Genomic DNA, 21,694 nt, shown 5'->3' with positions numbered 1-21,694 from the left:
CCTCAGGAGGCGGGCGGCTTGAGCGCCGCCCGGTAGACCGCGGTCGTCGCCGCCGCCGCGCGCTCCCAGCTCAGGCTCTCGCGGACGAACCGCTCGCCGCGCTCGCCCAGCGACCGGCGCAGCGTCTCGTCCGACATGACGTCGATGATCCCGCGCGCGATGTCGGCCGGCTCTGCGGCCCGGACGAACCGCGCCGCGGGCCGCGCCGGGTCGTCCCCGAGGAAGATCCGGGAGAAGCCGTCGCCCAGCACCGTCGCCCGTCCCAGCGCCATCGCCTCGGTCGCGACCAGCCCGAACGGCTCGAACAGTGAGGGGAACACGCACGCGTCGGCCAGCTCGTAGTACTCCAGCAGCTCGCGGCCGGCGACGAACCGGCCCGAGGTGAGCACCCGCCCGCGCAGCCCGGTCGCGGCCACGATGCGCCGGACGCCCACCTCGTCCCCCTCGCCGACGATCAGCAGCCGCAGGCCCGGCACGGCGGCCGACGCCGTCCGCATCGCCTCCAGCAGCTGGTAGACGCCCTTCTGGCGTTCGATCCTGCCGACGAACAGCAGCACCTTGTCCTGCTCCGACAACCCCAGCCGCCGCCGCAGCGCCGCCGCGCCCCGCCGCAGCGCGTCCCGGTCGAAGGCCGGATCGGCGACGACCCGCTCGTACGTGCCGCCGAGCGGCACCACGTCGATGGGCGTGCGCCGCCACCCCGCGGCGAGAAGCTGCTCGCGCACCTCGGGCGTGGCCACCACCACCCGCCGCGAGATCCGGGCCAGGTGGCGTTCCAGCGCCGCGAACAGGTTCAGCGGGTCGCGGATGCTGCGCTGCGCCGCCACCCCGTACTCGGTGGTGTGCACGTGCAGGACCACCGGCAGCCGCAGCAGGTGGTGGCAGAGCAGGGCGGCCAGGAAGTTCGTCGAGTCGTGCACGGCGACCAGGTCCGGCCGCCCGCCGCGGCGCAGCCGCCGCACGTACCGCCAGTCGCTGACCACGACCTGCGCGGCCAGCAGCAGGAACTCGGCGCGGCGGGTGCGGTTGAGCCGCCGCCCGCGCGCGCCGGGCAGCCGGACGCGCGGCCGGTGCACGGTGACGCCGTCCACGCGCTCGTCCACGGGCAGGCCGCCGACGTTGAGCGTGTGGACGGTGAGCTCGTGGTCGCGGGCGAGCCAGGGGGTGATCAGCTCGACGTAGCGGCCGAGCCCCGCCGTGACGTTGGGCGGGAACTGGTTGACGACGCAGGCGATTCTCATGACGGGTCCTTGAGGTAGACGCGCGCGGCCGTCACGGCCACGACGGCCAGCAGGAGGAGGTTGACCAGCGCGAACCCGGCCAGCCCGCCGGCCACCCCGTGCCACCGGACGCACCAGGCCGGCACGGCCAGCGCCACCGGCGCGCTCACCAGCAGGCAGCCGATCAGCACCCGGGCGCCGCGCACCCCGTCCATGGACAGCGCCACCGAGTACAGGTTGAACGCCGTGTGCGCCCCGATGCCCAGCGCCGACAGCGTCATCAGCCCGGTCGAGTACGGGTAGTCGCCGCCCATCAGCAGGAAGAACACCGTGCTCGCGGCGAAGGAGAAGACCGCCGTCGCCCCCGCCACGGCCGGGACCAGCCGGGCGATCCGCCGCATCAGCACCGGTTTGTCGGCGGTCGCCATCGCGGGCAGCAGCACCAGCAGCACGCCGTCGGTGAACACCACGCCGAGCAGCCGCTTGGGGAAGCCGTTGTAGACCGCGTACACGCCGACGTCGGCCGGGGCCGCCCAGTGGTTGAGGTAGAGCACGTCCACGCCGAACAGCAGGCCGGTCAGCGCGGCGACGGCCGTCACGTACGCGCCGTGCCGGTAGAGCGAGCGGGCCAGCCGGGCCGAGAACGCCCGCGGCCGCACCCCGGCCGCCGCCGTCGCCACCACCGCGAACGCCGCGTTCGTCGCGATCAGCGCGACCAGGTACGGCCCGGCGTCCCTGATCCCCAGCACCAGCAGGCAGAAGCAGGCGGCGCCCAGGTAGGCGACCGCGACCGCCAGCTTGAGCCGGGCCACCAGCGCGAACCGGCCGAGCCCGCGCAGGAACGCGTCCGCGAGCTGGTTGACCGTCAGCGACACCGCCAGCGCCAGCCCGTAGGCCAGCGCCGGGACGTCCACGTTCAGCGCGGGCGTGAGCAGCGGGGCGGCCAGCAGGCCCAGCGCGGCCAGCCCGGCGCTCATCGCCAGCGTCGCCGCCAGCGCCGTCGTGACCAGCGCCGGACGCTCGCCCGGGGCGGCCCGCGGCAGCTCCTGGAGCACGACGTAGTGCAGGCTCGTCAGCATGACCACGGTGACGATCAGCGCGATCGACAACACCACCGTGAACCGGCCGAACGCGCTCGCCCCCGCGCCGCGCGCGACGACCAGCGTGGTGGCCGCCGCGATGCCGCTGGCCGCCGTGCTCACCAGCGTCGGGCCCGCCGCCCACCGGTGCCCCCGGACCAGGCCCGCCGCGCGGCCCCTCAGCCCGTGCACCGCGCGTACGCCCGCCGGGCGAACTCCAGGTCGTCGGCCGTGTTGACGCCGCGCGCCTCGGCCGGGTCGGTCACCGGCACGACCGTCACCGGCCAGCCCTCGGCCCGCGACAGATGCGCCAGGAACGGCAGGAAGTTCACCTCGCCGGTGGCCGCGCCGTGCGCCGCGCCCGCCGCGTACCGCTCCCACGCCTCCCGCAGGCCCGCGGTGGCCAGGCAGAACACCCCGATGTCGCTGAGCCCGCCCGGCCGGCACGCCTCGCCCTCGCGCGACTGCCGCACCCGGACGAGCTCGCCCCCGGCCAGCTCGTACTCCACATACGGGTCCTCCATCGGCACCAGCGGCAGGGTCAGCCCCTCGCCCGGATGGGCGGCGACCACCCGGCGCACGGTCCGCGCCGACAGGTTCGCCTGGTCGCCCCAGACCACGAGGATCGTGTCGTACCCGGCCCAGTGCCCGGCCGCGCCGAAGATCGCCGCGCCCATCCCGGTCGGCCGCTCCTGAACGCTCACCGACACCCCGGGCGTCCCGGCCACCAGCCCGCCGAACGGGCCCGCGCCCGCCGGGGACACCACGACGTGCACGTGCCCGGCCGCCGGGCGCAGCCGCCGGTGCAGGACGTCCCACACGGTGACGCCGTCGGCCAGGCTGATCATGATCTTCGGGAGGTCGTGGCCGAGCCGCGTCCCGCGTCCGGCGGCCGGGATCACCGCGCACACCCGCCGTTCACTCACGTCTCCGATCACCTCTCCAGCAGGGACACGATGTGGTCCAGGTCGGGGGCCGCGACCGCGCCGGGCGCGGGCTCGGCGGTGTGCACGTGCAGCGTCGCCAGCCCGGCGCCGATGGCCGAGGCCACGCCGTGCGCGCAGTCCTCCAGCGCGACGGCCGCGGCCGGGCGCACGCCCCAGCGGCGGCAGGCCGCGGCGTAGAACTCCGGGTCGGGCTTGGTCACCGGCACGTCGTCGGCGGTCAGCACGCCGCGCACCGGCAGCGGGCACGCGGCCAGCACCCGCTCCACCGAGGCCCGGCTGCCGCCCGTGACCAGGTAGGCGGCCCGGCCCGTCGCGCCCAGCGCGGCCAGCAGCCGGCGCGCGCCGGGGAACGGCCGCACCAGGCCCGCCTCGACGTAGCCGCGGTAGAGCCGCTGCTTGTGCCGCGCCAGCCGACCGGCCGCCGCCGGGTCGCCGGTCAGCCGGGCGGCCACCGCGGCGGTGCTCGCGCCCGCGTGGTCGGCGTAGCGGAAGCTCTCCAGCGCGCCGGGCGCGTGCTCGGCCAGGGCGTGGCGGAAGGCGGCCTCGTGCGCCGGGGCCGAGTCCACCAGCGTGCCGTCGAGGTCGCACAGCCAGACCGTCCAGGGCAGCATCCGGCTCACCCGGCCCGCGCCAGCGGCGCCTCGCCGAGCACCGCGAGCAGCGCCTCGGCCGTACGCGGGCCGCGGTGGGCGCCGGGCCTGGCCGGGTCCGCCAGGTCGGCGCTGATCCAGCGCGCCCCCGCCCACGAACCCCGGTCCAGCACGCGGGCCGGCACGGCGGGAGCGCCCGCGCCCCGGCCGCTGAGCACGTGCGTGATCGTGGCCCGCTCGTTGCCCGGGTCGCCCAGGTAGGCCAGCGTGCGGTCCACCAGGTCGGTGGCCGTCAGCCCCTGGACGTCGTGGTCGCCGCCGACGTTCACGACGAACACCCTGGCCGCGGCCCGGCTGCCGGTCACGGCCTCGGCCAGGCCCGGGGTCAGGTAGCTGGGCAGCAGCGAGGAGTGGGGGGTGCCGGGGCCGTACACGATCAGGTCGGCCTCGGCCAGGGCCCGCAGCGCCTCGGGGTTCGGCGTGACCGCGGCGGACCGGCGGGCCAGCAGCTCGCGCACCCGCTCGGCCGGGCGGCCGGCCAGCGCGGCGCGGTCGGCCGCCGACAGCGGCTCGCGCAGCAGGAACAGGCCGGTGATGGCCACGCCGTCCTGCGGCGCGACGATGTCGGCCTCGTCGGCCAGCACCCGGCCGTCCTGCTTGAGCGCGACGAGGAACGCGTTCTCGCCGCCGGTCACGTTCAGCAGCCGCACCGGCGAGCCGAACGTGCGCGCGCACGCCCGTACGGCCGCGTTGAAGTCCGCGCCCAGCCGCAGGTACGCCCCGGCGAACACCAGGTTGCCCAGCGCGCAGTCGGCCAGGTCGAGCCCGCCGGGCCGGGCGGCCAGACGGTCCGCGACGACCCGCAGCTCCCGCGCCGCCTCCGCCGGGCCCGCCGCGGCGACGTCGGCGATCAGCGCGTCCAGGTCGGCCGGGGTGGTGCCGGGCGGGAGCCGGCGTTCCAGCAGCGTGTGGCGCGGGTCGCCGGGGTCGAGGTGCAGCAGCAGGTTCTTGCGGAAGTCGGACGGGCCCAGCATGCCCGGCAGCCAGCGGCGCAGCGCGCCCGTGGACAGCCCGTTGTCGTACCCGTTGACCAGCAGCGACAGGCTCGTCCCCGGGATGCGCAGCAGCGCGCGGGCGATGCCGGCCCCGCCGCGCCCGCCGCCGAACAGGGCCACTGAGACCGCCCTCATCGCACCTCCTCCAGCGGGGAGCGGCCTAGCGGGAACGGCGCGAGCGGCGCCCGCAGCACGCCCCGGCGCAGCAACCAGCGGCGCAGCCCGAGGTAGCCGACGAACAGCGCCCGGTCGCGCGCCCCGCGCCAGAACCGCCAGCCCCGGCTGCCGCCGCCCCGCTCGCGGTGCTCGATCGGCAGTTCCTCCCACACGTGCCCCAGCTCGGCCACGCGGGCGGTGATCTCGGTGGAGCAGTTCATCCCCGCCGACTCCAGCGGCAGCGCCCTGAACAGCGGGCCGCGCACCACCTTGAAGATCGAGTTGAAGTCGCGGTAGCGGGTGCGGTGCAGCAGGTTGCTGACCGCGCCGCTGGCCGCCGACCCCCACCGGTACGGCAGGCTGTCGGCCTTCCTGACCCGCGCCCCCGAGAAGGCGGGCCCGCCGCCCGCCCGGATGCGCTCCAGGAACGCGTCGAGGTTGGCGATCGGGAACTGGCCGTCGGAGTCGAGCAGCACCACCCAGTCCAGCCGGGTGCGCGCGACGGCCGCGGCGATGGCGGCCCCCGCGCCCCGGTTGCGCGCGAAGGTGACGACGACGAGCTGGGGGCAGTCCTCCCGCAGCTCGCGCAGGATCCGCCCGGTCGCGTCGGAGCTGCCGTCGTCGCACACGACGATCTCCCACGCGGCCACCCCCGGGTGGCGCTCCAGGTACTCCCGCCATTCCGTCACCGCCGCCGCGATGTTGTCCGCCTCGTTGTACGCGGGTGCCGCCACGGAGACGTCGACGGCCGGCCTGTTCGGCAAGGGGTCACCTCCTCCGGGTGGCGTCCGGGTCGGCGCCGGCCCCGGTCAGGCGCCCGATCCAGCGGTCCAGGGGCAGCAGGTTGATCCCGGCGACGACCGGGACGTGCGCCAGCGTGAACACGACCGCCCCCCAGAACGGGATCGGCCCGCCGGTGAACAGGTTGATGTGCGGGGCGTCGATCCGGTCGGGGATCTCGACCGGGTTGACCACCTGCCACATCACGTCGAGGAAGCCCGAGAACACGATCAGCACCCCGCTCGCCATGATCTTCAGGCAGCGGCCCGGCGAGCCGCCCCCGATCCGGTACGCGGCGGCGACCGTCAGCACGATCCCCGGGTAGAGCAGCAGGTACAGGTGCGTGTAGAAGTCGTCGCCATGGGCCCGCGCGCCGTCGCCGTAGTAGAACCAGCTGATCCTCGGGATGAGGTAGCCGGTCAGGAACACGAACGGCGCGTACAGCAGCCAGTGCAGGCGCGGCGACACCCAGGGGAAGAACGCGATCGCGCAGCACAGGCAGGCGAAGGCGAGCAGCTTGGCGGCGAGCTGCCAGGCGGCGTCGATCTCGCGGGCGTGCGGGGTGGCCAGCCAGACGAAGGCGAAACCGGCCGCGCCGACCGCCAGGGCGATCCACCAGATGTGGGCGGCCCAGGGGCGCGGGGCGTCGAACGGGGGGGCGGGATGGTTCACTACCGGTCCTCGTGGGCGTCATCGAAGGGTCACGGGAGCGCTCCCAACGCAGTATGTCACCTGTCCCGGCGGCGGCTACCGCAATATCGGATAACGGACTCACCGGAACTTGCGGGCATGCTGACTAACAGTAGTGTCCGCCTGAAAGGCCAGCTCAGAGCCGGTGGAGCGACGGGTGGAACGATGCAGGAGAAGAGTGACCGCAAAGGGCCTGCCTGCGATGTCAAGACCCGGCGGGGAGCCTGGAGGACGGGCGCTCTGTTCGGTGCTTTTTGAGTGAAAGTTGGATCGTCTCTGGATAAGTCCAGCTCGGCGGGTGTTCAGGCCCTTTGGGAGCGCTCCCGCGACTTCTCATCTTTCGGGCCCGTATCCCTTGTTTCGGGCATGTCTTAAATGCTGTCAGCCGATGACGCCGTCCGCGCGCAGGCCGGCCACCTGTGCCGGGGACAGGGACAGGAGCTCGCCCAGCACCTCGTCGGTGTGCTCGCCCAGCTCCGGCGCGGGCGACGGCGGGGATTGGCGGCCGTCCAGGAGGAGGGGGCCGCCCGGGGCCAGGTGGGGGCCGACGCCCGGCTGGTCGAGCGGGGCCATCAGCGGCTCGGCGCGCAGCGCCGCCGCCCCGCCGGCGGCCAGCTCCGCCAGCGTCCGGTACCGCGACCGGAGCACCGAGGTGCCCTTCAGTCCCTCCTCGGCCTCGGCCGCCGTACGCGCGGCGAACCACGGCGCGAGCAGCCCGCCCAGCGCCTCCCGGTGGGCGTAGCGGTCGGACTCGGAGCGGAAGTCGGCGGGTAGCGCCTCCTCCAGCGCCGAGACCACGCGCGACAGCCCGGTGGCGGCGACCAGGTCGCGCCAGTGGCGTTCGGTGAGCACCAGGACCATGAGCCGCCGCCCGTCGGCGGTGACGAAGTCGCGGCCGAAATCGCCGTAGAGGTCGTTGCCGATGCGGGGACGGCCGGCGCCGCGGAGCTGGGCCTCGGCCAGGAAGCCCAGGTTGCCCATGGTCGCCAGGGCGACGTCGTGCAGGGCGACGTCGAGGCGGCGTCCCCGGCCGGTCGCGGCCCGGTGGCGGTCGGCCGCGAGCAGGCCCACCGCCAGGTACAGGCCGCAGGCGACGTCCCAGGCCGGCAGCACGTGGTTCACCGGGCCGTCGTGGCCGGCGGGGCCGGTCGCGTACGGCAGGCCGAGCCCGGCGTTGACCGTGTAGTCCACGGCGGGACGGCCGTCGCGGTGGCCGAGCAGCCGCGCGTACACCAGATCGGGACGGCGGGCGGCCAGCTCCTCGTACGACAGCCCGGCCCGGGGCGGCGCGTTGGTGAGCACCGTGCCCGCCGCGACGGCCAGGTCGGCCACCAGCGCGCGCCCCCGGGCCGAACGCAGGTCGACGGTGACCGAGCGCTTGCCCTTGTTCAGCCCCGCCCAGTAGAGGCTGCGGCCGGAGGGCGCGAGCGGCCAGCGCCGCGCGTCGGGCCCGCCGCCGACCGGATCGACCCGGACGACCTCCGCCCCGAGCTGGGCCAGCGTCATCCCGCCGAGCGGCGCGGCGACGAAGCTGGACAGCTCCACGACCCGCATCCCGGCCAGCGGTGCGGCATGCTCCTGCGCCACGGCCACCTCCATGTCGATCCGCCGATCCTACGCGCGGACGGCGGCCCGATGATCTAGCACGGAAGTTCTGGTAACAAACATTTCCCGAAATAACCGGTCTGCCCCATTGTCATTAACTGGAATTGTTGGAACATATGGTCTGAGTCACGAGTGAAGTCCAAAGATCGCCTACCGCAAGAGGGTGGCGGCGAGGGGAAAGGGGCAACGCTCATGCGCCAGCGTGCTGTCCGCAACTTGGCCAGGCTTGGCACGGCGCACGCCAGGATCACGCGGATACTTGACGCCGCCGCGGGCGGGAAGAACAACTTCCTCGCCGACCGCGACCTGGTGCGCCATTTCGATCAAGTAACTCCCGTCGCCACCACCGCGGCCCGTGCCGTTCTTGAATACCTGTCGCGGGTGATCCGGCATTTGGCCGCTGTCGAAGGCGTGGACCAATTCATGATCGTGGGGAGCGGGGTGCCGAACGGCCCTTCGGGCGGCAGCCGCCTGCACGAGGTGGCCCGCCTGACCTCGCCCGGCCCGGACGTCCGCGTCGTGTACGTCGAGAGCGACCCGATGGCCCTGACGCTGGCCCAGGCCACCATCGAGCCCTTCTGCGACCTGGTGCGCGTGGTCGACGGCGACGTGCGGGAGATGGACGAGATGCTCGGCGACCCGGTGGTGCAGACGTTCCTCGACTGGGACCGGCCGATCGCCGTGCTGCTGCTGTCGGCCCACAGCCTTGACGACGAGTGCGCCCGTACCGTCGTCAAGCGGCTGCGGCACGCCGTCCCCGAGGGCAGCTTCCTCGGGCTGCTGCACATCACCTTCGACGGCGTGCCGGGGGAGCTGGCCCCGGCCGTGCGGGGCATGCTGGCCATGACGTTGCCCGGCCTGAACGTGCGCACCCGCGCCGAGGTCGCGGACCTGCTGGACGGTCTCGACCTGCTGGAGCCGGGCCTGGTGTGGGTGCCCGAGTGGCGTCCCGCCGGCGACGACCCGGCCTGCGCGGACGCCCCCGCCTCGTCCGGCAACTACGGAGCCGTGGCCCGCATCCCCTGACCTCCCACCGGACGGCTCTCCGCGGCCGCCACGACCCCATCCTCGGACCCGCCGATCACCGTGCGCGTCCCCGAAGGCCCCCAATTCATCACCATGTGAAAACCTCAGGGGAAAACCCTGTGATGAGGGGTGAACACCGTCGCTCCGCCGGACGGCGGCGTCGGCCTGGCCCGTACCGGCCGGGGGTGCGTCGAGGGCGGGCCGCCTGCTAGGACTTTCCTTTTGGTCGTCGGCGGTGTGATGAATAGGTGGCCCGTTATGGGGGAAAATGTCGGACTGGCGGCTTCGGTATTCCACGGCCGCTCCACGACACCGCTCGAAGGCGCGGGCATGGACGACTCGGCATGGCACATCGAGGAGGCGTCCCTGGTGCTGGTGGAGGCGACGCTCGACGCCATGGCCGCGCTGGGCGACCTGTCGGTGCCCCGGCTGCGGGTGCTGCTGGCGGTCGACCGGCACGGCCCGATGAACCTCCGCTCCCTGGCCGACCGCCTGGACATGTCGCTCTCGGCGGCCGGCCGGGTCGTCGGCCGCCTGGACACCGCCGGCCTGCTGAGCAGGGCCCCGGCCGCCCACAGCCGCCGGGAGATCCGCATCAGCACGACCCCGGCCGGCCGGGAGGTGCTGGAGCGGCTGCGCGCCGCGCGGCGGCAGCGCATCGGCCAGGCCCTGGAGAAACTGGCCCCGGACGACCGCGGGACGCTCGTCCACGTGTTGCGGCGGCTGACCGAGGCGGCCGACTCCTGAGCGCCTGATCCAGCCACATCAGCCACTATTTCCCCTTAATTCGCGAAATTTCGGTCGATAGACCTAATTGTGTTTTCGGGGGCGGCGAAACCTTCCCGCGGAACTAACACATTCCATATGGACACTGTCGCATGCTAGAAACAGTCGCCTGACTGCAGCTTTAACTTTCAGTCGATTCGCCGGTTTCCGGGCGCAGGGGGAGGACCGCGTCCCGGCCGGGCCGGCGCGCACTGCTCGAACTGGAGCCGGACGTCGACGCCATGGCCTCGGCGCCGTCCGTGTTCCAGGCGCACACGCTGCTCGGCCTGGCCCTGTTCGCGCTGTGGCCGTTCAGCCGCCTGGTGCACGCCTTCGCCGCGCCCGTCGCTACCTGGCCAGGCCGTACATCGTCTACCGCTCCCGCGGTGGCGCGCTGCCCCGATGAGCGCCGGAGCCGCCGCGGAGGGGTCGGAAGGCGCGGAGGGGGCGGCCGGTGGCCGGGCCGGGGAGCGGGGAACGGTCAGGGCGCGGGCCGCCGGGCGTGCGCGGTCGCCGGGCGGGCCGCGGCGTGCATCAGCGTGCCCGCGCTGGGACGCCTGTGCCTCTTCCGCGTGGTAACTTCGCAGAAGAAGTTACTTCTTGGAGGATTTATCTTCCCCAAGAAGGAGGACAGGAAGTGAGGACCGCGTGCCGAACACCCCCGACCCGTCGGACGCCGGCCGGCGCTACCGCCGCTACCTGAGCGCGGTCATGCTGCACGGCCACGCCGGCGCCAAAGCCTGCGGCCTGGGCGCCACCGACCTGTACGCCCTGAACATCCTCGAACTGGCCGGCCCGATGACCCCCGGCGAGCTCGGCGTCCGCACCGGCCTGACCACCGGCCCGACCACCCGGCTGATCGACCGGCTGGAGCAGGCCGGGTACGTCCGCCGCGTGCCCGCCCCCGACGACCGCCGCAAGGTGATCGTCGAGCCGGTCGGCAAGCCCGCCGAGCTCGACGCGGTCATGGCCCCCGTCCGGCAGAAGATCGGCGACATCCTCGCGGGCTACCCGGCCGAGCACCTCGACGTGCTCTACGACTACTTCGACCGGGCCGCCCGCGCCTACCAGGAGGCCGCCGAGGACCTGCGCTCCGGCTCCTGACCCGTCGGTCAGCGGAAGTCGGAGATGCGCAGCACCGCCAGCATGTCCGTCGCCCGCGAACCGGTCGAGAACGACGCCTCCACGCCGACCCAGCCGCGGAAGGCCCCCGTGTCGTCGATGATCTGCATCAGCGGCTTGACGTGCGAGTTGCCCGTGTAGCAGAACTCGCCGCGCTCCATCGCCAGGCACGTGCACCAGTGCCACAGCGTGTCACGCCGGTCGGACTTGGAGATCGTCGTCAGGTAGTACTGGATGGAGCTCACGTTGGCCTTCGTGCCGCCGCCGTACTTGGGGCAGCCGCCCGACTTCTGGCACGCGCCCCGCGAGGACGGCTGCAGGTAGGTCAGGCACGAGGTGGTCGACTTGCAGGCGCGGAAGGAGGAGTGGCCGAACGGCTGGTTCGCCGAGTTGACCAGCGTGCCGCTCGCCCAGCTCGTCAGGTCCTGCCTGAGCGAGCCGGGGAAGGCCCGCACCGAGGTCATCGCGCGCCGGGTGCCGACCGCGGCGTTGCTGCCGTAGCCGTAGCCGTGCGTGGCCAGGCTGCTGCCCTTGAGGTCGAGGCGGGCCAGCTTGCCGTCGGGCGAGGTGCGCACGTACCACTGCTCGGTCCAGGTCTGGGCGATCTTCCACCGGATCGTGAGCACGTTGCCCGCCAGCGTGTACGTCCCGGTACGGGTCTCGCTCGGGCCGCCCGTGTAGCCGCCCGCGGTGAGCACCTCGCAGCCGCGCGGCCGCGACGCGACGCCGCCGGCCTTGGTGGTGCAGCTCGGGTCGGGCACGGTGCCGGTGCGCTGCCTGGCCTTGGGGAAGCGCTGCCACCACAGGTACAGGGCGGCGCTCACTGTGCCGTTCGCGGCGAAGCGGTACGTGCCCAGGCGCACCCAGTTCTGCCGGGAGGCGGCCTGGAGATGGCCCTGCGAGACGACGAAGGTGGACTTGCCGCCCGGCAGCGGCGAGGCGGCGGCGGTGGTGGCGGTGGTGGCGGTGGCCGTCACAGTGGCCGTCACCGGTTGGACGGGGAGAAGGGCGAGGGCGAGCACGAAGGAGAGGACTGCCGCTGCGGTACGCATGGAGGGACTCCGTAGGGCTTGCGGGCGTTGGCCGATGGTCAACGGCCCACCGTATTCCGGCTCGACCGGATCTGTCCTTGAAACGCGGTCAGGAGGAAGCTGACAGCGCTCGACGTCCGTCCGTGAAGTTAGGATGAGAGGGTTTCCAGCACCGCGAGGAGGTTGATCATGTCGTTCCCACCGCCCGGCATGGTTCTCGGCGACGCCCCGGCGCGCACTTCCTCGCGGGAGGCCGCCACAGGCTGACCCTCTCCGCGTCGAAGTGCTTCTCATGGCCATCACTGGTTCGATCATGAGGAGCCCTGAGTGCTCGAGATCCGCTGGACCGAAGACGGCGAGGTCCGGTCGGCCCGCTGGCGTTCCGAGAACGGCTCGCCGCCGCCCGCGCGCGTGGTGATCGCCGACGAGCGCCTGGCCGCGGCCACGGCGTACCGGCTGGCCTGCGAGGGCACGGCGCTGCTGTGGCGCGGCGACTTCCACGCCGCCCGCCGCCTGCTCCGCGCCATGACCCGCCGCGCCGACCACCACGCACCTTCACCCCGCCCTTCCCGCTCCCCGTCCCCCACACCCCCGCCCCCACCCGCCCCCGCGCCCCCACCCTCGCCCGCCCTCGGGGCCACGCCCTCGCCCTCGCCGGACCTCGCGTCCGCTCACCTGCCCGTGCCTGCGTCTTCGCTCGCGCAGGCGTTCCACCAGCACCGGCAGGCCCGCTCCCAGCGGGCCGTCACGCTGGGCCGGTTGCTGGTGCCGCTCGACCCGGACCACGGCGTCCCCCTGCGGCGCGCCCCCGACGTGCGGAGCGCCTGCGCGCAGGTCTACGGGCCCGCGACGGAGGCTTCGGTGATCTCGCTGCGTGAGCTGCTGGGCATCGTCGGGGCCTACGAATGGCGCAGGCGAGGCGTCGAGGTGCCCGCCCTGAACGACCGCATCCACCCCCACTACGGCGTCTTCTCACCGGTGCGGGGCGAGTACGTCGACCTGGTGGCCGCGGCCCCGCTGGTCTCGCGCGCCGGGGCGTACGACATCGGCACCGGGACGGGCGTGCTCGCCGCGGTCCTCGCCCGCAGAGGCGTCGAGCGCGTCGTGGCCACCGACCGCGACCCGCGCGCCGTGGCCTGCGCCCGCGACAACGTGCGACGGCTGGGGCTGTCCGGCCGGGTCGACGTCCGGGAGGCCGACCTCTTCCCGCCCGGACGCGCGCCGCTCGTCGTCTGCAACCCGCCCTGGCTCCCGGCCAAGCCCGCCTCGCCCCTCGATCACGCGGTCTACGACCCCGGGAGCCGCATGCTCCGCGGCTTCCTCGACGGCCTGGGCGAGCACCTGACCCCGGAGGGCGAGGGCTGGCTGATCCTGTCGGACCTGGCCGAACGGCTGGGGCTGCGGACCCGCGCCGAGCTGCTGTCCGCGTTCGCGAGCGCGGGCCTGCGGGTCGTGGACCGGCTCCGGACCCGGCCACGCCACCCACGCGCCTCCGACCGGACCGACCCCCTGCACGCCGCCCGCGCCACCGAGACCACCTCCTTGTGGCGCCTCCGCCGCACTTGACGCCCCCACCCCGCCCGGCCGGGCCCGGCCCCTGAGCCGGGCCGGGCAGTCGGACCGCGCGCCCACCCGCCCCCGGGCGGCAGCGCGCGGCCGGGGGCTCGGGTGCACGGAACCTTCACCTCGTGTCCCCGGGATCTGCGAACGCGTCTGGTTGGCTGGATTCATGATCGACATTGACCCCGCCTCCCGCCCCGACCCCATCGCCTACCTCGACCACGTCGCCTCGACCGACGTCGGCAGGGGGTACAAGCGGCAGGTCCTCGACCTGCTGGACCTGCGGCCCGGGCAGACCGTGCTCGACCTCGGCTGCGGCCCCGGGACCGACCTCGCCGCCATGGCCGACGCCGTCACCCCTGCCGGACGGGTGATCGGCCTCGACCGCGACCCGGCGATGGTCGCCGAGGCGGCCGCCCGTCTGGCCGGACGTCCCCAGGTCGAGGTGCGTCCCGGGGACGTGCACGAGCTGCCGCTCGCGGACGGGAACGTCGACCGCGCCCGTACCGACCGGGTGCTGCAGCACGTGGACGACCCGGCGCGGGTGCTGGCGGAGTTCCGCCGGGTGGCGCGTCCGGGGGCGCGGATCGTCATGGCCGAACCCGACTGGGAGGGCATGCTCGTCGACTCCCCGCGCCCGGACGTCGGCCGGACGCTGGCCCGGTTCATCTCCACCGAGATCGTCCGCCACGGCACGCTCGGCCGCAGCCTGGCCCGGCTGTGCGAGGAGGCGGGCCTCACGGTGCGGTCGGTGGCCACGGTCGCGCCGGTCTTCCGCGACCTGGCCACCGCCGACCAGGTCCTCGGCCTGCGCCGCAACCTGGTCAGGGCCGTCGGCGCCGGACATCTCGCACCCGGCGCCGAGGAGTGGTTCGACGACCTGCGCTCCCGCCCCTTCCTGGCCTCGGCCCTGCTGTTCCTGGTGACGGCCGAAGCCGGGTGATCGGCGCCCTGGCGGGGGCGAGGGGCGGGCGAGGGGCCGGGCGCGGGTCAGGCGATGCGGAGCGGGAGGGTGCGGGGGCCGCGGACCTGGCCCGTCGCCCAGGTGACGGCGTCGGGGTCGGCGAGGGTGAAGACGGGGATGCGCTGGAGCCAGACGTCGAGGGCGGTGCGGAGTTCCATGCGGGCCAGGTGGGAGCCGACGCAGCGGTGGATGCCGAGTCCGAAGGCGGCGTGGCGGTTGACCTCGCGGTCGATGCGGATGTGGGCAGGGTGGTCGAAGTGGGCGGGGTCGCGGTTGGCGGCGGGGAAGGAGAGCAGGACCCAGTCGTCGGCTTTCATGTCGACGCCGTTCCAGTGCATGTCGTCTTTGACGAGGCGGGCCATGGTGACGGGGGCGTAGGCGCGCAGGAACTCCTCCATGGCGGTGGGGAGCAGGGCGGGTTCGGCGACCAGGCGTTCGCGGTCCGCGGGGGTCTTGGCCAGGTGCCACAGGGACGCCCCGATCGCACTCCACGTGGTGTCGATCCCGGCGATGAGCAGCAGCGCGATCGTGCCCGCCACGTGCCCGGCCTCCAGCTTGTGGCCGTACAGCTCGGCCTCGACGAGGTACGTCGTGAGGTCGTCGCGCGGGTGCTCCACGTGGTCGCGGATCTGGTCCAGCAGGTAGTCGAAGAGCCGTCCCATGTTGGCGGTCCGCTGCTCGGGCGGCAGGTTGACGCCTTCCAGGGCGTTCTCGATGAACTCGCGGAAGCGCGGGCCGTCCTCGGGCGGGAAGCCCAGCATGTCGGCGATCACCCGCATCGGGATGTGCTGGGCGTAGTCGCGGGCGGCGTCCACGACGTCCTGGCCCTCCAGGCCGTCGATCAGCTCGTGGCACAGCGCCCGCGTCGACTCCTCCCGCCTGGCGACCGCCGTCTTGGTGAACGCGGGCAGCAGCAGCTTGCGCGCGTCGTGATGGAAGGGCGGGTCGGACGAGATCGGCGGCGTGCCGCCCACCGGCGCGCTCTCCCGCGGCGGCCGGAAGTTGCTCATGATGATCGAGCGTGAGGAGAAGCGTTCGGTGTCGTAGGCGACGGCCGCGACGTCCTCGTAGCGGGTGGGCAGCCAGCCGCCGCCGAACCGGTCGGTGTGCGCGATCGGGCAGCGCCGCCGCAGGTCGTCCTGGATCGGGTACGGGTCGGCGGCCCACTCCGGCTCCAGGTGGGAGAAGTCGGTGGCCCAGTCCGAGACCGGGCCGGTGACGATCTCGCTGCGGGTGCCGAGCTCCTCGCCGTCGCCCGGCTCGCCGAAGTTCTTGACGAAGCGCTCGTCCACGCTCATGTCACGCCTCCCCGAGCAGGTCGATCGCCCGCTCCGGGCAGTTGGAGACGGCCAGCCGCGCCGTGCGCTCCTGGCCGGGCGGCACCTCGCCGTCGCCGAGGACCGTTCCGTAACCTTCGTCGTCCTCGCCGAACAGGTCGGGGGCGAGGTCGTAGCAGCGGCCATGTCCCTGGCAGCGCTCGGGGTCGATCTGTACTCTCACGGCGTTCCTTCGTGCGGTGGGGCGGGGGAGAGGGCGGCGACGACGCGGATGAGCAGCCTGGCCCACTCCTCCTCGTCCACCTGGTGGGGGTCCGGGGCGACGAGCGCGCTGCCCATCGCGAGCAGGAGGCAGAAGTGGGCGACCGCCTCGGGTGACAGCGCGTGGTCCAGCTCGCCGCCGTCCTGGCCGGCGCGGACCAGGCCGGCCAGCCGGCGGGCGCGCTCGCCGACGTAGTCGCGCATGGGCAGCGCCACGTCCTCGTCGCGGCGGGCGGCGGCCAGCGCCTCGACGACGAGGTCGCCGCCGGCGTCCAGAGGGCGGGGGAGCCGGCGGCCGGCGGCGACGAGCAGGTCGGCGACCGGCCGATCGGGGTCGTCGGCGAACAGGCCGTCCATCAGCCGCCGCCCGTGCGCGCCCAGGGCGGCCACGAGCAGGCCGGCCTTGGAGCCGAAGTGGGCGTACAGGGCGCCGTTGCTCACCCCGGCGGCGGCGGCGATGTCGGCGACGCGGGTGCCGTCGTAGCCGCGCCTGGCGAAGACGTCCGCGGCGGCGCGCAGCAGGCGTTCCCGCGTCTCGGCGGCGGTGACGCCGGCGATACGTCCCATGGACGAATTAAAAGATCGTTCATTTCATCCGTCAAGAGCGGCCTCCTATCCCGTGATCGGCGCCTTCACCACCAGCACCTCCTCTCCCGCCGCGCCGCTCAGCCGGACCGACAGCTCCCACACCCCGGCCATCGGGAACAACTCGCCCTCGGCCACGTAACGGCCCGGCTGCCGCGGGCCGGCGACGATCTCCGGGGTGGCGTGGCCCATGCCGGGCATCACCGTGGACACTGCCACCGTGTGCGGGTCGCCGGAGGTCACCCGCACCTCGGCCGTGACGCGGCCCGTCGTCGGCCTCGGGACCAGGACGGTGACGGCGTACCGTTCGCCGGTGCTGGTGAGGGTGAGCGGGCCGGGCGCCGAGCCGCGCACGTACAGGAACACCGCCAGGGCCGCGGCCAGCAGCGCGGCGACGGCCAGGATCCGCCTCATCGGAGAGCCTCCGCGACCTCGACGGTGAAGGGCACGGTCACGATCCGGTCGGCGGCCGCGTACTGCGCCCAGGCCAGGTAGCGGCCCGGCGCCGGGAAGCTGAACGTGAAGCGCAGCCGGGGCGCGGGCGCGCCCATCTCGTGCACGTGGCCGAGGAACGCGCCGTCCTGGCTGCGCACGATCAGGTGCCCCGACATGCCCAGCCACTGCCGCGGCGTGACCCCGAGCCCCACCTCGATCGCCGCCGGACGCCCCGCGACCGGCACGGACGGCCGCACCACCGGCGTGCCTCCCGTCCCGGGCGGGACCGGCGGCGGGGCGGCCACCGCCGGCCCGGCGACCCGGAACTCGCCGTCGAGCAGCTGGCCGCCGGAGTCCTCGCGTTCCAGCTCCGCGTAGGCCAGGAACCGGCCCGGCCGGTCGGCGCGCAGCCGGACCTCCAGCCGTCCGGGCGCGGTGCGCAGCGGGTGCAGGTGCCGGAAGTAGGCGCCGTCCTCGCTGGTGACCACCAGGTGGGCGAGCGCTTCGTGGTGCAGGACGAGGTCGTCCACCGGATGCCCGGTCGAGCCGTCGGTGAGGTCGAGGCGCAGCGTGAACTCCTCGCCGGCCGCCGGACGGGCCGGGACGGTCGTCACCCGTCCCTGCGCGAAGGGCCGTCCGAGGGCCGTCGTGTTCACCGCCGGAGCGGCGCCGTCCGGCGGCGGGGGCGGCAGCGAGGGCTCGAACACGACGACCATCGCGGCCACCGTCACCGCGGCCGCCGCGCCGCCGGCCAGCAGCATCGCCGGGGTCCGGCGCGACAGCGCCCCGGTGAGCAGGCCGCCCACCAGCAGCAACCCGGCCACCAGCAGGCCGCCGTAGATCAGGAACTCGCCGGCGGAACCGCGGTCCACCAGGACGCGGAACGGCAGCACGGCGACCTCGCCCCCCGCCGTCAGCCGGAGCTCGTGCGGCCCGGTGCGCTCGACCGCGATCTGGACGTACCGGGGGGTGGCGGACGGCTGCGCGGTGGCCGTCGCCTTGTGGCCGTCCTCGACCGAGCGCACCTCCAGGCCGATCGGCGGCCCGGTCGCCGGCTCGTAGGCGATCACGCCGATCAGCAGCGGCCCCGGCACCCGCGACGTGCCCTTGATCACGACCGTGAGCTCGGCGCCGGCGATGGTCTGGGCGAAGCGCAGGTCCGCCCCGGCCGTGACGTTGTGGGCCGCGGCCGGGGCGGCGCCCGCGAGCATGAGTACGGCGACGAGACACAGGACCCGGAGCGGCCGGATCATGCCCGTCCGGCGTCGGCCGCGTCCGCGGGGAGCGCGTTCGGCAGGAACAGCGCCCCGAGCGCCAGGCCGATCAGCCCGGCCACCACCGGCGCGCCGGTCCACAGCTCGGGCACCGCGGGCAGTCTGCCCACGGCCGCCGAGGCGACCCCGATGTAGAGCGACCAGGTGACGAAGGCCGACAGCCCGGCGAAGGCCCAGTAGGCGCCCCGCCGCGCGCCGGACGGGCGCAGCAGGCGGATCAGCACGTCGCTCGCCAGGCCCGCGGCGACGAACGTGAGCAGGGTGGACGCGTTCTCGAACGCCGTCTGCGCGCCGGGCATCAGGACGGCGATCGTGTACATGACGGTCACCGCGCCGAACGGCAGATTCCAGCGCCGGGCCACCAGCAGCACCGGGGCCAGCAGGACGACGTTGCTGATGACCATGGAGGTGGCCAGATGCTCGGCGCCGGGCCCGTCCACGCTGGAGAACGCCACGACGACGCGCGCGGACCGGTACTGCAGGGCGTCGCCGTACGACAGGAACAGCGACACCAGCGTGGCCGCGAACGCGAGACCGGCCAGCGCCGGGAACAGCCGCCCGAGCGAGGGCCGGACGCCGACGTCGGGGGCGTTCCAGGCCGAGCGCAGCGGCGTGGTGATGATGAGCAGCATGGTCACGATCAGCCCCAGGTGCGACGGGCTGAACAGGATGTCGACGCTCGTCTCGATGCCGAGCACGGTGTGCCAGGTCATGTCGGCCAGCCCGAAGAGCGCGAACGCCGGGATGGCGACCAGCCCGGCCAGATAACCCTGGGGAACGGCCGCGACCCCCTGCCGGCCGAGCCGCACGTTGCGGAACACCTGCCAGATGATCCAGCCGGACACCGCCGCGAACCCGGAGTAGAACGCCGCGTGCCACGGCGTGAAGAACGTCTCCAGGTCGCTGCGATTGGTGTGCGCCCAGGCGTCGATCATCAGTCCGACGCCGAACCAGACCCCCAGCAGCGCCGTGACGAGATCCGCCCGGAGCGGGACCCATCCGCGCGGCTCCCCAGAGTCCGCAAGTAATCGCCGTACGCCCGCGTTGGCCTCTGCCACTTCGCGTCTCCCTTCTTCCATGATCGAATACTTCCAGAAGCCGCGAAGTGGCGGGAAGCCCAAGATCACCATCGCCGAGCGGCCCGGGCCGACGCCCGTGGCCGCCAGTCTCGCCGACGGCCGCCGCACGTGCGCGGCGGCCGGGGCTCACGCCGGAGCCGGGCGCTGCCTGGCCACCACCAGGTGCAGCCCGTGGGGGAGCGGCTCGGTGCGGGCGACGTGCAGCCCCGCGGCCCCCAGCAGGCTCTCGACCTCGGTCAGCGTGCGTTCCTGGCCGCCGCTGAACAGCGTGAGCATCTTCATGTCCAGCGCGACCGCCGACGTCGGCGAGCGGAGCGGGTCGTCGTCGAGGACGGCGTCCACGATCCACAGCTCGGCGCGGCCGTCCATCAGGGCCGCGAGCCGCGCCAGCAGCTTGGCGGCCTGCTCGTCGGGGTAGTTGTGCAGGATGTTGCCCAGCAGGTACAGGCCCGCCCGGGGCAGCGGGTCGGTGAACATGTCGCCCTCGGCCACCGTGATGCCCGCCCGCCCGTCCAGGTGACGGCGGGCCTGGGCGGCCACCTCGGGCAGCTCGAACAGCACGCCGCGCAGCCGCGGGTGGGCCGCCAGGATCGTGGCCAGGACGATGCCGGTGCCGCCGCCGATGTCGGCGACCACGTCCACGCCGGTCACGTCCTGCTCGGCGAGCGCGCGGGCCACGGTGACGCTGCGGGTGGCCATGAACTCGTTGAACAGCGCGCCGGCCGCGGGCCGGGCGCCCAGCCAGGCGTAGGGGGAGTCCACCTGGTGCAGCTCCAGCGCGGCGGGCGCGCCCCCGACGATCGTCCGGTGCAGCAGGTCGGCCGAGTCGCGCCACAGCTCCTCGCCCCACATCAGCGCGGCGGGGGCCAGCGAGTCGTCCCGGCCGCTGGTGAGCAGGTCGCCCTCGCCGGTGAGCAGGTAGCGGCCGCGGGCGTCCCGCTCGACCAGCCGCAGGTGCTCCAGCGCGCGCAGCAGGCGGCCGAGCAGCATCTCGTCCGGACGGCCTGCGCCGCCCGCGGAGATCTCGTCGGCCAGCTCGTGCACGGCGCACGGCCCGGCGGCCAGCAGGTCGAAGACCGACAGCCGCAGCGCGGCCCGGACGGCGGCGTACAGGATGAAGTCGTCGATCAGGCGCAGCACCCGCGCCCGCTCCGGCGTCTCGCTCATGGGTTCCCCTTCCCCGACTCCCAGGCCGGCCGGACGATCATGTCTTCGGCCCGCACCGGCGCGGGCAGGTAACCGAACCTCACCATGGTGTCCACCACCGACCGCAGCCCTTCGGGCTCCAGCGCGGCGGGGAACGAGCCGAGCGTGATGGTCGGCAGCACCTCGCGCGGGATCTTCGTGTACGTGCCCAGCACCCCGGTGACCAGGTTCCGGTCGCGGGCGTCGAGCTGGGCGTGCGCCATGGCCCGCTGGAACCCGGCGACGGCCCGGGGATGCGCGGCCGCGTACGAGGCGGTCGTGGCCCACCCCGCGATCGGCCATCCAGCGGGGACGTTCGCCATGGCGTCGCCCAGCGACCGGCCGCCCTGCCGGCGGTAGGCGGTGATGAACGGCTCGGTCATCCACGCCACGTCCACCGCGTGCGCGGCCAGCGCGGCCGGCATGTCGGGCAGGGGGATCTCCTTGAACGCGACGTCGTCCGCGGACACCCCGGCCGCGGCGAGCACCGTCTCGGCGCTCAGCGTGCCGACCGAGCGCAGCGTGGCCACCGCGACGCTCTTCTTCGCGCCGCCGGAGCGCCGCAGGTCGCGCGGGCTCCTGATCGGGCTGCCGGGCGCCACGAACAGCTGGAACGCGCCCGGCGCGGCGTGGTAGGCGTCGGCGACCAGCTTCAGCCGCCCCGGCTCGCGCCGCTGGTACAGGAACGCCGTCACGTAGTTGACCAGCCCGAACTCCAGGGCGCCGCCCTTCATCCGGTCGATCGCCGGGCCGCCGCCCTGGACGGTCACCGGCTCGGCCGACAACCCCTCGGCCGCGAAATAGCCGCGGTCGCGGGCGAGGTAGACCAGCGCGCTGTCGGGGATCGGGATGACGCCGATCCGGATCTTCTCCAGCGGCGCGCCGGAACCGGTCGGCCGCGGGCCGCCGGGCGCGGCCCCGCCGCAGGCCGCGAGCAGGGCGGCAAGCAGGGCGGCGAGCAGGAACAGCAGTAGGGGACGTAATCGTCTCACGGTTCTCCCTTCGAGG

At 74.2% G+C, this 21,694-nt stretch carries 22 protein-coding genes and 1 pseudogene; 6 read left to right on the top strand and 17 right to left on the bottom strand.

The features are described from left to right. Positions 1-2 precede the first annotated feature (2 nt). From ABT158_RS19080 to ABT158_RS19045, 8 genes are all read right to left on the bottom strand, one after another. Positions 3-1,241, bottom strand: coding sequence for a glycosyltransferase family 4 protein (locus ABT158_RS19080; protein WP_352354957.1), 1,239 nt, complete (start codon positions 1,239-1,241; stop codon positions 3-5). Further along, positions 1,238-2,491: a lipopolysaccharide biosynthesis protein gene (locus ABT158_RS19075; protein WP_352354955.1), complete on the bottom strand. Its 1,254-nt coding sequence runs from the start codon at positions 2,489-2,491 to the stop codon at positions 1,238-1,240. Before ABT158_RS19075 ends, ABT158_RS19080 begins: the two co-directional genes overlap by 4 nt. Beyond that, on the bottom strand, positions 2,479-3,225 hold the full coding sequence (locus ABT158_RS19070; RefSeq protein ID WP_352354953.1) for an NTP transferase domain-containing protein: 747 nt from the start codon (positions 3,223-3,225) through the stop codon (positions 2,479-2,481). Before ABT158_RS19070 ends, ABT158_RS19075 begins: the two co-directional genes overlap by 13 nt. 8 nt (positions 3,226-3,233) lie before the next feature. After that, positions 3,234-3,857: an HAD family hydrolase gene (locus tag ABT158_RS19065; RefSeq protein WP_352354951.1), complete on the bottom strand. Its 624-nt coding sequence runs from the start codon at positions 3,855-3,857 to the stop codon at positions 3,234-3,236. A gap of 5 nt (positions 3,858-3,862) precedes the next feature. Next, complete coding sequence (locus ABT158_RS19060) at positions 3,863-5,026, bottom strand: 2-phospho-L-lactate transferase CofD family protein (protein ID WP_352354949.1); 1,164 nt, start codon at positions 5,024-5,026, stop codon at positions 3,863-3,865. Next, positions 5,023-5,811, bottom strand: coding sequence for a glycosyltransferase family 2 protein (locus tag ABT158_RS19055; RefSeq protein WP_352354947.1), 789 nt, complete (start codon positions 5,809-5,811; stop codon positions 5,023-5,025). Before ABT158_RS19055 ends, ABT158_RS19060 begins: the two co-directional genes overlap by 4 nt. A 4-nt stretch (positions 5,812-5,815) precedes the next feature. Beyond that, positions 5,816-6,499 (bottom strand): hypothetical protein, encoded by a 684-nt coding sequence (locus ABT158_RS19050; RefSeq protein WP_352354945.1) that lies wholly within the window; start codon positions 6,497-6,499, stop codon positions 5,816-5,818. A gap of 399 nt (positions 6,500-6,898) precedes the next feature. Next, complete coding sequence (locus tag ABT158_RS19045) at positions 6,899-8,104, bottom strand: CoA transferase (protein WP_352354943.1); 1,206 nt, start codon at positions 8,102-8,104, stop codon at positions 6,899-6,901. A gap of 210 nt (positions 8,105-8,314) precedes the next feature. On the opposite strand from ABT158_RS19045, the gene ABT158_RS19040 reads away from it, so the two are divergent. The 4 genes and pseudogenes from ABT158_RS19040 (at position 8,315) to ABT158_RS19025 (ending at position 11,017) form a co-directional block, all read left to right on the top strand. Then, positions 8,315-9,148, top strand: a complete 834-nt coding sequence (locus ABT158_RS19040) for an SAM-dependent methyltransferase (RefSeq protein WP_352354941.1) — start codon at positions 8,315-8,317, stop codon at positions 9,146-9,148. A 330-nt stretch (positions 9,149-9,478) separates the two neighbouring features. Next, positions 9,479-9,895 (top strand): MarR family winged helix-turn-helix transcriptional regulator, encoded by a 417-nt coding sequence (locus tag ABT158_RS19035; protein WP_352354939.1) that lies wholly within the window; start codon positions 9,479-9,481, stop codon positions 9,893-9,895. 239 nt (positions 9,896-10,134) lie between these two features. Continuing rightward, a pseudogene (locus ABT158_RS19030) lies at positions 10,135-10,319 on the top strand (respiratory nitrate reductase subunit gamma); the annotation flags it as partial. A gap of 242 nt (positions 10,320-10,561) precedes the next feature. Further along, the gene (locus tag ABT158_RS19025) at positions 10,562-11,017 is read left to right on the top strand and encodes a MarR family winged helix-turn-helix transcriptional regulator (protein WP_352354937.1); all 456 of its coding nucleotides are present in this window, start codon (positions 10,562-10,564) and stop codon (positions 11,015-11,017) included. An 8-nt stretch (positions 11,018-11,025) separates the two neighbouring features. Here ABT158_RS19025 and ABT158_RS19020 read toward each other — a convergent pair whose 3' ends face one another. After that, positions 11,026-12,087: a hypothetical protein gene (locus ABT158_RS19020; RefSeq protein ID WP_352354935.1), complete on the bottom strand. Its 1,062-nt coding sequence runs from the start codon at positions 12,085-12,087 to the stop codon at positions 11,026-11,028. A 306-nt stretch (positions 12,088-12,393) separates the two neighbouring features. Here ABT158_RS19020 and ABT158_RS19015 point away from each other — a divergent pair, with 306 nt between their 5' ends. Together ABT158_RS19015 and ABT158_RS19010 are read left to right on the top strand one after the other, a co-directional pair. Continuing rightward, on the top strand, positions 12,394-13,632 hold the full coding sequence (locus ABT158_RS19015; protein ID WP_352354933.1) for a methyltransferase: 1,239 nt from the start codon (positions 12,394-12,396) through the stop codon (positions 13,630-13,632). Between the two features lie 163 nt (positions 13,633-13,795). Beyond that, entirely contained in the window at positions 13,796-14,569 is a 774-nt protein-coding gene (locus tag ABT158_RS19010; protein ID WP_352354931.1) for a methyltransferase domain-containing protein, read from the top strand. 47 nt (positions 14,570-14,616) lie between these two features. Here ABT158_RS19010 and ABT158_RS19005 read toward each other — a convergent pair whose 3' ends face one another. From ABT158_RS19005 to ABT158_RS18970, 8 genes are all read right to left on the bottom strand, one after another. Beyond that, positions 14,617-15,888: a cytochrome P450 gene (locus ABT158_RS19005; RefSeq protein WP_352354929.1), complete on the bottom strand. Its 1,272-nt coding sequence runs from the start codon at positions 15,886-15,888 to the stop codon at positions 14,617-14,619. Position 15,889: 1 nt separating this feature from the next. Next, on the bottom strand, positions 15,890-16,090 hold the full coding sequence (locus tag ABT158_RS19000; protein WP_352354927.1) for a ferredoxin: 201 nt from the start codon (positions 16,088-16,090) through the stop codon (positions 15,890-15,892). Beyond that, a complete protein-coding gene (locus ABT158_RS18995; RefSeq protein ID WP_352354925.1) occupies positions 16,087-16,695 on the bottom strand; it encodes a TetR/AcrR family transcriptional regulator in 609 nt (202 codons plus the stop codon). Before ABT158_RS18995 ends, ABT158_RS19000 begins: the two co-directional genes overlap by 4 nt. A 45-nt stretch (positions 16,696-16,740) precedes the next feature. Then, positions 16,741-17,127: a FixH family protein gene (locus tag ABT158_RS18990; RefSeq protein ID WP_352354923.1), complete on the bottom strand. Its 387-nt coding sequence runs from the start codon at positions 17,125-17,127 to the stop codon at positions 16,741-16,743. Next, positions 17,124-18,401 (bottom strand): DUF8832 domain-containing protein, encoded by a 1,278-nt coding sequence (locus tag ABT158_RS18985; RefSeq protein WP_352354921.1) that lies wholly within the window; start codon positions 18,399-18,401, stop codon positions 17,124-17,126. Before ABT158_RS18985 ends, ABT158_RS18990 begins: the two co-directional genes overlap by 4 nt. Beyond that, on the bottom strand, positions 18,398-19,480 hold the full coding sequence (locus tag ABT158_RS18980) for a hypothetical protein (RefSeq protein WP_352354919.1): 1,083 nt from the start codon (positions 19,478-19,480) through the stop codon (positions 18,398-18,400). Before ABT158_RS18980 ends, ABT158_RS18985 begins: the two co-directional genes overlap by 4 nt. Positions 19,481-19,627: 147 nt before the next feature. Next, positions 19,628-20,668, bottom strand: coding sequence for a methyltransferase (locus tag ABT158_RS18975; RefSeq protein WP_352354917.1), 1,041 nt, complete (start codon positions 20,666-20,668; stop codon positions 19,628-19,630). Beyond that, positions 20,665-21,678, bottom strand: a complete 1,014-nt coding sequence (locus tag ABT158_RS18970; RefSeq protein WP_352354915.1) for an ABC transporter substrate-binding protein — start codon at positions 21,676-21,678, stop codon at positions 20,665-20,667. Before ABT158_RS18970 ends, ABT158_RS18975 begins: the two co-directional genes overlap by 4 nt. Positions 21,679-21,694 lie beyond the last annotated feature (16 nt).

The sequence above is a fragment of the Nonomuraea sp. NPDC001636 genome, from assembly GCF_040298265.1.
In the GTDB taxonomy this organism is placed as follows: Bacteria; Actinomycetota; Actinomycetes; order Streptosporangiales; family Streptosporangiaceae; genus Nonomuraea.
This window is presented reverse-complemented; position numbering and strand designations above follow the sequence as displayed.